Raw genomic sequence first — 13,856 nt, 5'->3', positions numbered from 1 at the left:
GATGCCCCGGCGAACAGGGAGACCATGACGTACGACAGCGACCGCATCGAAGCCCTACTGGAAGAGGGCGTCCGCGACAAGGTGTACCCCGGCGCCGTGTGGGCCGTCGGCGACTCCACTGGTATCCGCGCACAAGGCACCACCGGCGTCCTCGACCCCGACCAGCCGGACGTGCCGATGCGCACCGACACCGTCTTCGACGCCGCCAGCCTCACCAAGATCCTCGCCGTGTGGTCGTCCATCGGCGCCCTGTGGGAAGACGGCACCCTCGACCTCGACCAGCCACTCGGAACCATCTGGCCCGAGGTCACCGGCCACCCGCTCGGCGCCGTAACCACCCGGCAGCTGCTGACGCACACGGCCGGCGTCCCACTGCGGGCCCAGCTGAAGAACCTCTACGGCACCAATGCGGAGGACATCCGCAGCGGCGTTCTCCACGAGCCACTCCACCGGCCCCCCGGCCAAGCGGTCGAGTACACCGACCGGGCCGCCCTCATCCTCGGCTACCTCGCCGAACACCTCTCCAGCCAGCCATTGGACCAGCTGGCCGCCACCCGCACCTGGCACCCACTGGGCATGAACTCCACCCGTTTCGGCCCTCTGCCCGACGAGATCGCTGCCCGCTGTGCGCCGACCGAACTCGACCAGGAAACCGACGCCCACCTCAAGGGAACTGCCCACGACTTCTCCGCACGCCTCCTGGGCGGCGTCTGCGGCATCGCCGGCGTCTTCACCGTCCTCGACGACCTCGTCGCCTTCCTGCGCTACATGCTCGACGCCTCCACATCCCGCACTCGGGCCGGCTTCGGGACCAAGTGGACCGCTTACTCCCTGACCATCCAGACCGGCGAACTCCACCCCGCACGCGGGCTGTTCTGGCATCCCGCCCCAGGCACTACCGCCGAGCAGGACGTGTGGGTCCATTACGGCTTCACCGGCACAGGCATGTGGATCTCGCCCACCAAGGACCGATGGGCGGTACTTCTGACCAACAAGCTGTACTACACCCGCGACCGTGGACCACTGACCGATGTCCGCAACGCCTTGCGGGGACTCGCCTTCAGGTAGGAAACCGGGTGACTTCCCCAGGTCACCTGCGGCTGGTGCGGCACTTGTTCGGCAGCACCGGCACCCGCGGACCTCTGAAGCAACGCATCACGGCCGCACTACCAGCGCACTCTCCCCCAAATCGTCCTCGTGGACCGTGACCGCCAGGACGGAACTGTCGTCACCCCAGCCATGCAGAAAGGGCATTGGCGAGCGCCTCACCACCCTGCTGGACCGCAGTTCCCGCCACCAGCATGGGCAGGCTCTGGGCGACTCCGCGCAGCGCGCCAGCCTGCGGGTCGGGAGCGGCCAGCGATGTGTCGACGGAATCCGCCATGGCACGCAGCACGGCCGCATTGGCCAGGCCCGCTTCGTTGCGCTCGACATCGGTGCGGAAGGAGGTGAGGAGGTCTCGCACGGTCTCGATGTCGACGGTGCCCGGGACCGATGCGGACTGGGACACATGCGAGATGTTCTGCCCCACGATGCTCTGGATCGGGGCCAGGTTGCTGCCTCCGATGCTGATGCCCGAGCCGTGTCCCTGCTCCTGTTCGCGGCGGCCACGTCCGACGATCATCACTTGCCTCCCTGGGTGCCGTTGCTCTGGCCCACCCCGTGGATGTCGCTGCCCGCGACGTTCTGGATGGGCGCGTTGTTGTCGCCGTAGACCTGGATGTTGGTGATGACCGCGGCCACCTGACGCTCGTACGGGGCGGTGTCCACGCCCGCCTCTTCGAGGTATTCGGAGACGGCCCGGAAGATGCAGGTCTGCATCAGCACGACGTGCCGTTTGGCGTCGTCACTCTGGTGCATGTCGGTGACTTCCTCGGTGGAATACCGGTCGCGCAGGCTGACCGGGTCCTTCTCCTCGGCCCTGCCGTCCTCGCCCTGCTGGCCGAGCCCGAGCCGGGTCACGAACCGCCACAGCGCGACCGGCCCCGCGGCGGCGTCCAACACCGACTGCGTCGCGAGGCAACCGAGCAAGCGGGTCCCACGTTTGGCGACCGGCGCTCCGATGACCCGCAGTTCGTTGTACAGGGGTGTGATCACCTGTGGCCGGACGGTCAGCCGAAGTTCCCCCGCTTCCAACGCGGCATGCACGAATACACTGACCACGATCTGGCCGTCCCAGCTGACGCACTGCGCGCGCAGATACAGCCGGTCCGGCACGCTGGACGGCGACCGGCGACCCCGGCCACGCAGGTCCGGCATCTCCAGCTTGGTCGCACGGGTACGCCGCAGCCACAGTGTCGCCGGCAGACCCTGCACCTCGGCAACGGAAAAGCCGGGCAGCGGATCGGTGATCTCCCGGGCCCCGCGCCCCAGTTCCCGGAGAGCGGCGCCCATCCGTCGCAGCAGCTCCCACTCGCCGAACGGTTTGACCGACTCCTCCGGGTCTCTTGGCTTGAGCGGGATACCGATGTCGGCAGCACCCCACACGTCGCGCCCAGCCCCGACGAACCGTTCGGGATGGTCGTACGGCAGCTCCATCCACGTCTGTTCTCGGCCGATCTGCGACATCCGGCGCCGCGCCTTCCCAGCCACCCACGGCAGCCTGTCTGTTGACACTCCCTCGCGGGTGATCCTGGCAAGGGCGGCCCGCGCCGCCAGCCGATCAGCGGCACACACAAGCGCGGCCCCGCCCAGCAACGCGAAGGGCAGCAGAAGCAGACCGACTCGCAGACCGACCATCTCGCCGACGACCGGCCGGAAAGGAACCACCGCGAGCACCCATGGAACGCACAGCACGAGGTACGCCGAGCGAGGGGAGGGCGCCAGCAGCGACTTCTTCACCTTCCGGGCCGCACGCAGCGCAGCCCATCGCATCACTAGGGCGACCAGGACGACGACACCCCATACAACAGCGGCTCGGGGCGTCGCACACGCGACACCCGCTGCGACCAGCAGGACGCCAACCCGCCGCAGCCAGCGTCGCCGCCGTGCACGCAGGCTGTGCGCGATGACCGGCACGAGGTCGAAGCCGTACGACGGAACAGGCAGGGGCGGCCCGTGCAAGACGTGATCCACAACCCACTGCGCCATGGGCTCGCCGAGAGGCGGGCAGTCGTCACTGCCCTCGAGGTAGATGCGTCTTCGCGTGCTGCGACGTGGCCTGTCCGGCGTCTTCTCCTTTCCCCGGAGCTTGCGCCACCATGCCTTTACGGCCTTGACCCGGTCCGGGCGCGCGTACACGGACTGGCACAGCAACCCGGTCACCTCCGACGAGGTCGGATCCACCTCGTCGGATGCCGCAGACGTAGGCTGCACCGGCACCGCGGGCCCTTGGACAACGTCCTCCGCCGCGCCTTCCCGCACACGCAGCCCCCGCCCGAACCCCATATGCCGCCCCCCGTTCGCCGATACGGCGGGCATCTTCACGGCGCAGTCCGGCAACCGCTAGATCACAAACTGGACAAAGCGCGAACTGGCCACTGGTGGTCCGGAGTTTGACTGAATGACGTTCCCCACGGACGGGTCGTCGGCGATGTACGGGCGACACTCAGAGTGCAGGCATCGGTAGTGTCGACCACGCTCGGCGACAGCGGGGAGCATGCTCGTACTTCGTACTATCCTCCCGCCTCGCGCAGGGCCCCGGCGTGGCTACGGCTCGGCGAGTTGCCTCGGGCGTTGGCCATCATCCGGGTCAGCTCCATCCCGCTCGTAGGCACGTCGTCGGACCCACCTGCACGGACGCACTGGTCCCCCGATCAACGGACGTCGCCCTCAGTCCCTACCGCGCAGCCAAAAAACGGGCAGACTATCGCGCACGGAAGAGAGCGGGGGGCATGGACAGCACAACAGCGATTCGGGTGGGGTTGAGGCACCGGCGTACAAGCCTGATGGACAAGACCAGGCTCAAGGACTCGGCGTCCAGAAGGAAGACCTTCGCCGCTGCTCTGCAGCAGTTCGAGGAGCAGATGAACGCAGCGAAGGTAGTCTCCGCCGCCACACGTCCCATCAACCTGTACTACGGCCTTGTCCAGGCAGGTCTGGCGATGACCGCCGCACACACGCCCGGCACATGGACGTTCAGCAAGCACGGTCTGAAGGTCGTCGACATGGAACCGGACATCCCTCATGTGGCCGTCAGGCCGGACGGGGAAGGTGCCTTCCAGGCCGTGTCAGACACCACGGGCTCCGAGCGAACGGCGGATGCGATCAGCATCGGGGCCCTGTGGAACTCCATACCCGAACTCACAGAGGCACCCCTCAAGGGGATGACGAGCGATCCGGCGGTCACCTTCATCGCCGACCGCTACACATCTGTCCAAGGCGACACAGGCAGGTGGGTGGCCGATGCCACTCCCCCAGTCGAGTACCTGCGCGCGTCGGTCTGTGTGAACGAGGACATGCCCCCGCTTCCGGACAGGAAAGCGTGGCTGGCGAGGTTTCTCCCGAGGTACCCAGGCGTCCACGACGCACGACTCTGGGGGAGCGAAGGGGACGCCTACAGAGAGATCCGCCCCGGGCGGTTCTTCGTCGAACTCTGCTGGCCGGCCCCCAAGAGGGACATGGAGGAGGCTGAGATCGGCGACTTCTTCGACACAAGGGCACCCGCCTACCGCTTCACGGAAGACCGCTACCTGCGACCAGCGTTTGAGCCCACGAAGGCGCCCCCAACGCCCCTGATGACCTGGTGGCTGCTCCTCTATAGCTTCTCGATGCTGGCCCGCTACCAGCCCCGCAAGTGGTCCGAAGCCTTGGGCATCGACAAGTCCCCCAGCGCGGCGGCCCTGGAGTACGCCCTGGACATCGCCCTCGAAATCATCCCCCATCTCGTACTCGAGGGCTTGGACCGGAAACCAGTGCTCCTTGCCCAGCCGATGACCTTCTGAACCCGCCAGGGCACATCCGGCAGGCCGAGGGCGCCCGAGGGGCCACACGGCCCACCTCTGACCGCCTACGCTGCCGCAGGAGTGTGCATCTGCAAGCCGACATGTCGGGGACAATCCCAACCCAGAGGAGTAGCACCACAACGGACCGGTCGAGCTCCCGCGCAGCATCTCCGTACGGGCCCATGCCCACAGCGTGCCCATAAGACCGGACAACCACGGTAAACAGCGGTGCAATGGCAGCCCTCGAAGCCACACTGAAGGCGACGTTTCCGCAGGTCAGAAACGACTCTGCTGTATGAGCGCCGTCGCTTGCCAAGCTGAGAGCGCGAGTTCGATTCTCGTCACCCGCTCCATGATGAAGGCCCAGGTCAGAGACCCGGGCCTTGGTGCTGTCCGCTGTGATCACTAGCCGCGTGCCGGATTCGTGTCAGAACGGTGATCGTCGGGGTCACCGGTGCCTTCATCCGGCACGGCCGCCACTTCCGGCGTGCCTTCGCGTACGTCCACGTCGAACCGGCGGCGACTCCCCGTCGTCGGTCGCCGTCGGCGTGCCCGGAAATCAGTGCGTGCTGCTCCTGAGTCCGCCACCGCATCCGGCTCGGCCCGCCGCACAGGTCCTGCGTCCCGTGGCGCGCCGGAAGAGCCGGCGCGGCATCGCGCGGGTCACGCCGCGCCGTCGCGGGGCGGCGGGGCGGTCGAGTTGCGTACGACGAGCTCCGTACCCACCTCCATGTGCTCCATGAGCAGCCGCTGCCCCTCGATGACGGACAGCAGCGCGCGGGCCGCCTTCTGGCCCATGTCGTGCAGCGGCTGGCGCACGGTGGTCAGGCCGGGAAAACTCTGCGCCGCCTGCGGGAGGTCGTCGAAGCCGACGACGGAGAAGTCGGCGGGCACGTTGAGGCCGCGCGCCCGGGCAGCGTCGATGGCGCCGAGCGCCATCAGGTCGGCACCGGCGACGACCGCCGTCGGACTGTGATCGTCGATCAGACGAGCCGTGGTGCGGAAGCCGCAGGCATAGGAGAAGTCGCACGAGGCGACCAGCCGCTCGTCGACCTCCAGTCCGGCGAGCCGCATCGCGTCCTCGAAGCCCTGGAAGCGGATGGACGTGCTCTCCAGATCCTCCTCACCGCGGAGGTAGGCGATCCGGGTGTGGCCCAGGTCGATGAGGTGCTGCGTGCCCTGACGCATGCCGTGGTAGTTGTCGACGCTCAGCCGGGGCAGCGGTACATCCAGGCGCCGAGGGTCGATGATGACGCAGGGCAGTTTCTGCCGGCGCAGCAGTTCGACCGTCTCGTCCTCCAGGACCGGCGCGATCATGAGCACGCCGTCGACGAGGCCACGCGCCAGGAACTCGATCCGGTCCTTTTCCCGCACCGCGTCGTGGTAGGTGGCGTTGACGAGCAGTTCCTGCTCGGCACTGGCGAGTTCGTCGGCTACGCCACGCAGGATCTCCAGTCCGTACTGAGTGGTCAGGTCCAGCGCTATGAGGCCGATGAGCCCACTACGGCCGGCCTTGAGGTTGCGGGCCGAGACGTTCGGCCGGTAGCCGAGCCGCCCGGCCACCTCCAGGACACGGCGTCGGGTCTCCTCTGAGGCCCCCGGCTTGCCGTTGATGACGTTGGACACGGTCATCGCGGAGACGCCGGCCTCCTCGGCCACCTGCGCGATCGTCGCCCGCCCTGCCACCCGAACTCCTTCTGTCTGCCGACTTCGGTCGAACGGTGTCCGCTCGTCGGATCCCCCGGCGGACGCCTCCCCTGCGGTGCCGCGCCCCTTCGGCGCGAGGCCTGCTCTGTGGAGCCAGAAGGGCGCGCACCCGCTGCCCTCCCCCATGAACACACGCAGGAAACTGTAACGATAAGGCAGCTGGTGCGTCAACGAAACCGCCTATTGCCGCATGGCGCAAGCCCAATATTGATGGATATAGCGGGCATTTGGGCTGCCACTCCCGGGATCACGACCACGCCAACCAAGCCAATCAGCCACAGAAAGTTACGTATAGATGCCAGCTAAGTTTTGCGTTACAGTCCCCGCAATCGGCATGAACGATCGCCGCAAAATCGGGTCGACCGGTCCCTTTCCGTACGTGTCAGCACTTACCCGGCACGGAAACCGACCAGCCCGCTCAAACCCCTTCAGAGATGACAAGTCGGTCCGTACCGACGATGGGTGAGGTGTGCAATGAAGCGCTCTGGGAGACGTCTCGCGGTCGCCACCACGGTCGCCGCCATGGCGATGTCGCTGGCCGCGTGCGGAGGCGGGTCGTCCGGCGCCTCCAGCGACGGCACGGTGACCCTCCACGTGCAGGCGTGGAAGGGAGGCGGCGCTGAGCCGGCGAACGTCGCGGAGATCAACAAGGCGTTCGAGAAGGCCCACCCGAAGATCAAGGTCGACTTCGAGTACATCACCGCGAACGACACCTACGTCCAGAAGCTCCAGCCCGAGCTGCTCGGTGGCAAGGCCGGCGACGTGATCATGGTCGACACGGACAAGATGAAGAAGTGGGGCGCCTCCGGCTACCTCGCCGACCTGTCCGGGGAGTCGTGGGCGAGCAGAATAGCCCCGGACGCCAAGCCCTTCGCGCAGGCCGACGGCAAGACCCTCGCGATGCCGATGGAGCTGATCGGCATCGGCCTGTACGCCAACATGGACCTGCTGAAGAAGGCGGGCATCACCGAAGTCCCCGCCGACTGGCCGACGTTCCTCGCGGACCTCGCCAAGGTCAAGAAGGCCGGCATCGACCCCATCGCGCTGCCCGACAAGAGCGGGTGGACCGGCAGCTCCGTCTTCCAGGCGAGCGGTTCGACCACCGTCTACCAGAAGAACAAGCAGTGGGACGCCGACTTCCTCGACGGCAAGGCGTCGTTCAACCCCGACTGGAAGGCGTCGCTGGAGCAGTTGAAGACCCTGGAGGACAAGGGGTACGTCAACTGGAAGAACCAACTCGGCATCGACGAGTGGGCACAGGGCCCGCAGGACTTCAGCGCCGGCAAGAGCGCCTTCTGGTACCAGGGCGCATGGCAGGTCTCCAACATCAAGAAGGCCGGCTTCCCGGTCTCCTTCGCTCCCTGGCCGGGCGGCGCCGAGGGCACCAAGCCCAACAGCATGCTGTTCGCCGGCACGATGTGGGGCGTCAACTCCCAGTCGCAGCAGGGTGACGCGGCACGCGAGTACGTCAAGTTCTGGTCGCAGAACGAGAACCTCGCCAAGTACCTGGAGGCCGAGAACGCGGAGTCTCCGTTCACGGACGGCACCACGCCGGAAGCCACCGAGACCACGGCCTTCACCACAGCCTTCAAGGAAGGCCGTTACCGGATCCTCCCGTCCGACTCCTGGTACGCCGCGGCCAACGAGACCGAGATCGGCTCCAGGATCCAGGCCTACCTGCTGGGCAAGGCGTCCGCCGCGCAGACCCTCAAGGACATCCAGACCGCGGCGTCCGCCAAGTAACCGGCCACCCCTGGTCAGCCGTGGGGGGAGCGCGATCGGCGGCTCCCGACCGCCCCCCACCACGGCCCGTCCGGGCAAGAGGAGGACTCCCGTGTTCCACCGACGGCGTGCCACCATGGCCGCCTTCCTGCTTCCGGCGATCGTCATATACGGCGTGTTCATGCTGTATCCGCTGGCCCGCGGCGTCTATCTGAGCATGACCGACAGCCTCGGCGGACCGATCGCCAACTTCGTCGGCACGGAGCAGTACCGTGCCATGGCCGACGACCCGAAGGTCACCTCGGCCCTGTGGCACACCGTGCTGTACGCGGCGGTCGTCGTGGTCGCACAGAACGCCCTCGGTCTGCTCTTCGCGAGCCTGCTCTTCCGCCGGCCCAAGGTGCGCAAGACGCTCAGCGTGGTGCTGCTGACCCCCACCCTCGTCTCCCCGGTGATGGCGGCCTTCATCTGGTCGTACCTGTTCGCCCCGGAGGGCGGCATCAACGCGCTGCTCGGCGTGTTCGGACTCGACTCGCTGCAGCACGTCTGGCTCGGGGACACCTCCACCGCCCTGTACTCGGTCGCCGCCGTCAACGTCTGGATGTTCGCGGGCTACTCCTGCGCCATCTTCCTCGCCGGCTACATGAGTGTGCCCACCGAACTGCTCGACGCGGCCGCGGTGGACGGCGCGAACGGCTGGCAGCGATTCCGCAGCGTGGAGTGGCCGATGCTGGCTCCCGCGCTGACCGTGAACGTCACGCTCAGCCTCATCGGCTCGCTCAAGGTCTTCGAGTTCCCCCTCGTCCTCACCAACGGCGGCCCGGCCGGTGCCACGGACACCCTGACCATGCTCGTCTACCGGAACGTCTTCGGCGGCGGGAAGTTCGCCTTCGGCATCGCGGTCTCGGTCCTGCTCCTGGTGACCGTGGTCGTCCTGTCCAGCGCCACCTCCTCCCTGCTCCGGCTCCGCGAGCGACGAATCTGACGGACGGCAACCATGATCTCCACCCTCTGGCGCCGGACCTCCGGCACCCTCGGCACCGTGCTGCTGTGTCTCGGCACGCTGACGTTCGTCCTGCCGTTCCTCTTCACCGTGGTCACCTCGCTGCGCACCGCGGCTGATGTGGCGAGGTCCCCCCTGGGCTTCCCGCACTCCCTGACCCTGCACAACTTCACCGAGGCCTTCGGGCAGATCCACTACGGGCGCAGCGCGCTGAACACCCTGCTCATCACGGGTCTGTCGTGTCTCAGCATCACCGTCATCGGCTCCCTGGCCAGCTACCCGCTGGCCCGCATCACCCAGAACTGGTCGACCTGGGTGTACCGGCTGTTCATCCTGGGCACCTCGGTACCGATCTTCGTGGTGGCGGCGCCCCTGTACCTGCTGATGCGGGACCTGAACCTGCTCGACAGCTACGCGGGAGTGGTCATCATCTACACGGCCATCAACCTCCCGGTCGCCGTGTTCTTCTACACCAGCTTCGTCCGCTCGATCCCCGTGGACCTGGAGGAGGCCGCCGCCCTGGACGGCTGCGGAGCCCTCCGTACCTTCTTCACCATCATCCTGCCGCTGCTGCGCCCGATCACCAGCACGCTGCTGACCTTCGTCGCCCTCCAGGTCTGGAACGACCTGCTGGTTCCGCTGGTCTTCCTGCAGGACCCCGACAAGCGCACCGTCATGGTGAACGCCTACTCCTTCATCGACCCGCACACCGTGCAGCCGACGACCCTGTTCCCGGCCGCCCTGCTCGGCGTGCTCCCGCTGCTGCTGATCTTCGTCTTCCTGCAGCGGCACGTGGTCGCCGGGATGTCGGCCGGCGCCGTCAAGTCGTAGAGCCCGGCCCGGCCGCCGAGGCCTGAACACGAACACCGTCACCGTCCAGGGCACTCCCATGCCCCGACACCCGGCATCCCCGCCGTCCCGAACATCCCGGAAGGACCATCCACCGATGTACGTGGTCTCATACTTCACCGACACCGACGAGGCGCTCCACCTCGCCTACAGCCACGACGGTGAGGAATTCTCGGTGGTGAACGGCGGCCGGCCCGTCCTACGGGGCACGGTCGGCACCGGCAGACTGCGGGATCCGTTCATCGGGGTGGGCCCCGACGGCCTGTTCCATCTGCTGGCCACCGACGGCTGGACGAGCCCCTGCATCGTCCACGCCACCTCGGCCGACCTGCTCACCTGGTCGGACCAGGAACTCGTCCCGGTCATGGCCGGCGTGGACGGAGCCCACAACGCCTGGGCCCCGGAGTTCTTCCTGGACCGCGGGACCGGGCTGTACCACCTCATCTGGTCGTCGGTCGTCGAGTCCGGGAGCACGGCCGCGGGCCGCGACTACGAACATGTCGGCCAGGACCACCGCATCTGGCACTGCACCACCGAGGACTTCAGCACGTTCTCGGCCCCCGAGGTCTTCTTCGATCCCGGTCACTCGGTCATCGACGCCACCGTGCGGCAGTTGGACGACGGCGGGTTCCTCATGGCCTTCAAGGACGAGCGTGGCACCAACGACCTCGCCACCGCACACAAGGACATCCACCTGACCGCCTTCGAGACCCCCGGCGGTCCGTACACCGCCGGCACCGGACCGGTCACCCCCTCGGTGGTGGAGGGGCCGTCGATCTTCCGGCGCGGGGGCGAGCTGGTCATGATCTTCGACCACTACCTCGAAGGGCGGTACGGGGCGGCTCGCAGCAAGGACGGCGTGGACTGGGAGCCCGTCTCCCTGGCGCTGCCGCCGGGCATGCGCCACGCCTCCGTCCTCGAAACGCCGCTCCCGCCCTCGATCCCGCCGTGCTGAGGCCCCCCGCCCCAGCCACAGATTCCGGACGTGCCCGCTTCGGCCGACCCGCCCGGTGCAGGAAGCCCCACGTCGCATCCCGCGGCGCGGAGAACACATTCACCCAGCAAGGAGCGTCGCAATGAAGCGTCGCAGATCGGACCGTCCGGGCCTCAGGGCCTCCCGCGTCCTCACCCTGCTCGCCACGCTGGCGGGCGCTCTGCTCCTCCCGGCCCCCGCCGCCATGGCGGCGGGCAGTGCCCACTACGTCGACTGCTCGGCCGCGACCAACGGCAACGGCACCCAGTCCAGCCCCTGGAACACCGTCACCAGCGTCAACAACACCACCTTCGGCGCGGGAGACAGCATCCTCTTCGCCGCCGGAACCACCTGCACCGGCCAGCTCACCCCGCAAGGCTCAGGCGCCTCCGGCAGCCCCGTCACCATGGGCTCCTACGGCACCGGCGCCAAGCCGGTCATCAACGCGGGCGGCGCCGTCGGCCCCGTCATCCACCTGCTCAACCAGCAGTACTGGGAGATCGGCGGCCTGGAACTCACCAACGCGGCCTCCTCCCCCGCCTACCGCTCCGGCGTCCTCGCCGAGAACAGCTCGGGCGGCGTCCTGCACCACATCCGGGTGCACGACATGAACATCCACCACATCAGCGGCTGGCCGGGCGGCTGGTACTCCACCAACGCGGGCGTCGGCGTCCAGACCGACCACACCGCAACCGTCTCCACCTGGGACGACGTGGTGATCGAGAACAACACCTTCGACCACGTGGACCGCATCGCCGTCGCCGTCACCCCGGACGGGGACGGCCAGGGCACCGGTCAGACCACGGGCACGGTCATCCGCAACAACACCATGACCTACGACGGCGCCGACGATGTCCTCGTCGTCAAGAACGACGGTGCCCTCATCGAGGGCAACAAGGCCGGCTACGGCGGCGCGAAGGCCACCTGCCCGCCCTCCGGTCAGTACTGCAACGGCGCCTCGGCCGGCATCTGGATGTCCGGCAGCAACGACACCGTCGTCCAGAACAACGAGGTGTACTGCCACGTCAACGGCGCCGACGGCACCGGCTTCGACGTCGACTGGGGCAACCACAACACCACGTTCCAGTACAACTACAGCCACCAGAACCTCGGCGGCTTCCTGCTGGTCATGCCGCCCTTCTCCATCGCCAACGAGCCGACGTCGACCATCGCCAGTGACGGCACGGTCGTCCGCTACAACATCAGCGAGAACGACGGCTCCAACGCCGGCTGCCCCGCCTCCGGCACCGCGTCCCACGGCTCCGGCGTCTTCCACTTCGTCGGCAACGTCCCCAACAGGAGCGGAAGTCCGGTCGCCGTCCCGCGGTTCTACAACAACAGCATCTACATCAACAAGAGCGGCCTGAACACCCCGATCCTGTACTCGCGCAAGGGCACCAGCGTCACCGGCAACCTGTCGTTCCGCAACAACGCGGTGTTCAACTACGGCACCGGCGGCTACTTCTCCAGCGTCAACTCCACCTACAACAACAACCTCTTCTACGGCAACCACCCGTCCTCCGAACCGGCCGATGCGGCGAAGGTCGTGACCGACCCGGAGTTCCGCAACCCCGGCAACGCGAATACCTCCTCCTCGTACACCGGCACCGACGCCTACCAGGTCCACCCCTCGTCCCCGGTGATCCGGGCCGGAATGGTCATCAGCAACAACGGCGGCAAGGACGCCTTCGGCAACACGGTCTCCGCCACGGAGGCACCCAACATCGGCGCCGACAACGGCACCGGCGGCAACCTCGTCTCCAACGCCGGCTTCGAGACGGGCGCGATGAGCCCCTGGACCAACAGCGGCGCCGCCCCCTCCGTCACTGCCTCGGGCGCCCACACCGGCGGATTCGCCCTCACCACCCAGGCGAGCGGCAGCGGCGCCAACCAGAGCATCACCGGCCTCAGCCCGAACAGCACCTACCTGCTGACCGGTTGGGCCAAGGTGGCGAACGCCGGGGAGACCCTCGCCATCGGCGTCAAGAACTACGGCGGCACGGAGAAGTTCACCAACGTGGCCACGACGTCGTACTCCCGGGCCGCGGTGCTGTTCACCACGGGCAGCACCAACACCTCGGCCCTGGTCTACTGCTGGAAGAACACCGGCGGCACCGGCACCGGCAACTGCGACGACCTCGCGGTGGAACGGATCTCCACCCCCTCCGACGTGCTGACCAACGCGGGCTTCGAGACCGGCTCCCTGAGCCCCTGGACCCGAAGCGGCGGCGGCGCGCAGTCCAACGTGGTCGCTTCCAACGCCCGCACCGGCACCTACTCCCTGCAGACCGGCGCCGCCACCAGCGGTGTCGAGCAGTCCGCCACCGGCCTCACCGCGGGCAGCACCTACCTGCTGGCCGGCTGGGCCAAGGTCGCGAACGGAAGTGAGCAGGTCGCCGTCGGTGTGAAGAGCTTCGGCGGCACCGAGACCTACCTGCGCACCTCCAGCACCGCCTACTCCCAGCAGCCGATCTTCTTCACCACCGGCAGCACCAACACCTCGGCCGCGGTCTACTGCTACAAGGACACGGGCTCCTCGGCCGGCTACTGCGACGACTACACCCTGATCAAGCTCTCCTGACGGCACACGGCCCTCAAGGAGAATCCTTTCCCCACAGTGGGGGGGGGGGGGGGGGCCCCGCCCCCCCCCCCCCCCCCCCCCCCCCGGCAGCGAGAGCGGGGGGGGGCCCCCGGGCGGGTTGGGGGCGGGGGCTTGTCT

General features: G+C 67.8%; 10 protein-coding genes. 7 read left to right on the top strand and 3 right to left on the bottom strand.

Annotated elements, in window-relative coordinates; translation table 11 throughout:
- Positions 1-24 precede the first annotated feature (24 nt).
- Positions 25-1,068, top strand: coding sequence for a serine hydrolase domain-containing protein (locus tag ABZ192_RS00760; RefSeq protein WP_356922371.1), 1,044 nt, complete (start codon positions 25-27; stop codon positions 1,066-1,068).
- Between the two features lie 160 nt (positions 1,069-1,228).
- Here the strand turns inward: ABZ192_RS00760 and ABZ192_RS00755 are convergent, their stop codons facing one another.
- Together ABZ192_RS00755 and ABZ192_RS00750 are read right to left on the bottom strand one after the other, a co-directional pair.
- Positions 1,229-1,624 carry a hypothetical protein gene (locus tag ABZ192_RS00755; protein ID WP_356922370.1) on the bottom strand — a complete coding sequence of 132 codons (396 nt, stop codon included), beginning with the start codon at positions 1,622-1,624 and terminating at the stop codon, positions 1,229-1,231.
- Positions 1,624-3,420: a hypothetical protein gene (locus tag ABZ192_RS00750; RefSeq protein WP_356922609.1), complete on the bottom strand. Its 1,797-nt coding sequence runs from the start codon at positions 3,418-3,420 to the stop codon at positions 1,624-1,626. The genes ABZ192_RS00755 and ABZ192_RS00750 overlap by 1 nt, the downstream gene beginning before the upstream one ends.
- Before the next feature lie 413 nt (positions 3,421-3,833).
- Between ABZ192_RS00750 and ABZ192_RS00745 the strand changes: the two genes are divergently transcribed.
- The gene (locus tag ABZ192_RS00745; protein WP_356922369.1) at positions 3,834-4,883 is read left to right on the top strand and encodes a hypothetical protein; all 1,050 of its coding nucleotides are present in this window, start codon (positions 3,834-3,836) and stop codon (positions 4,881-4,883) included.
- 663 nt (positions 4,884-5,546) lie between these two features.
- Here the strand turns inward: ABZ192_RS00745 and ABZ192_RS00740 are convergent.
- Positions 5,547-6,569, bottom strand: a complete 1,023-nt coding sequence (locus ABZ192_RS00740) for a LacI family DNA-binding transcriptional regulator (protein ID WP_356922368.1) — start codon at positions 6,567-6,569, stop codon at positions 5,547-5,549.
- 495 nt (positions 6,570-7,064) lie between these two features.
- Between ABZ192_RS00740 and ABZ192_RS00735 the strand changes: the two genes are divergently transcribed.
- From ABZ192_RS00735 to ABZ192_RS00715, 5 genes are all read left to right on the top strand, one after another.
- On the top strand, positions 7,065-8,333 hold the full coding sequence (locus tag ABZ192_RS00735; protein ID WP_356922367.1) for an extracellular solute-binding protein: 1,269 nt from the start codon (positions 7,065-7,067) through the stop codon (positions 8,331-8,333).
- Positions 8,334-8,424: 91 nt separating this feature from the next.
- Positions 8,425-9,297, top strand: a complete 873-nt coding sequence (locus ABZ192_RS00730; RefSeq protein ID WP_356922366.1) for a sugar ABC transporter permease — start codon at positions 8,425-8,427, stop codon at positions 9,295-9,297.
- A gap of 12 nt (positions 9,298-9,309) precedes the next feature.
- Entirely contained in the window at positions 9,310-10,146 is an 837-nt protein-coding gene (locus tag ABZ192_RS00725) for a carbohydrate ABC transporter permease (RefSeq protein ID WP_356922365.1), read from the top strand.
- 115 nt (positions 10,147-10,261) lie between these two features.
- Positions 10,262-11,119 carry a glycoside hydrolase family 43 protein gene (locus tag ABZ192_RS00720; RefSeq protein ID WP_356922364.1) on the top strand — a complete coding sequence of 286 codons (858 nt, stop codon included), beginning with the start codon at positions 10,262-10,264 and terminating at the stop codon, positions 11,117-11,119.
- Positions 11,120-11,240: 121 nt separating this feature from the next.
- Entirely contained in the window at positions 11,241-13,718 is a 2,478-nt protein-coding gene (locus ABZ192_RS00715; protein WP_356922363.1) for a carbohydrate binding domain-containing protein, read from the top strand.
- The last annotated feature ends 138 nt before the right edge of the window (positions 13,719-13,856 follow it).

Source organism: Streptomyces sp. NPDC006235 (genome assembly GCF_040613735.1).
GTDB lineage: Bacteria > Actinomycetota > Actinomycetes > Streptomycetales > Streptomycetaceae > Streptomyces.
Note: the sequence above shows the minus strand (reverse complement) of the source record. Positions and strands in the feature narration are given on the sequence as shown.

Coding starts and splice junctions, on each gene's coding strand:
- ABZ192_RS00755 (WP_356922370.1), bottom strand. CDS start 1,624: ATGATCGTCGGACGTGGCCGCCGCGAACAGGAGCAGGGACACGGCTCG.
- ABZ192_RS00760 (WP_356922371.1), top strand. CDS start 25: ATGACGTACGACAGCGACCGCATCGAAGCCCTACTGGAAGAGGGCGTC.
- ABZ192_RS00745 (WP_356922369.1), top strand. CDS start 3,834: ATGGACAGCACAACAGCGATTCGGGTGGGGTTGAGGCACCGGCGTACA.
- ABZ192_RS00750 (WP_356922609.1), bottom strand. CDS start 3,420: ATGCCCGCCGTATCGGCGAACGGGGGGCGGCATATGGGGTTCGGGCGG.
- ABZ192_RS00720 (WP_356922364.1), top strand. CDS start 10,262: ATGTACGTGGTCTCATACTTCACCGACACCGACGAGGCGCTCCACCTC.
- ABZ192_RS00725 (WP_356922365.1), top strand. CDS start 9,310: ATGATCTCCACCCTCTGGCGCCGGACCTCCGGCACCCTCGGCACCGTG.
- ABZ192_RS00735 (WP_356922367.1), top strand. CDS start 7,065: ATGAAGCGCTCTGGGAGACGTCTCGCGGTCGCCACCACGGTCGCCGCC.
- ABZ192_RS00715 (WP_356922363.1), top strand. CDS start 11,241: ATGAAGCGTCGCAGATCGGACCGTCCGGGCCTCAGGGCCTCCCGCGTC.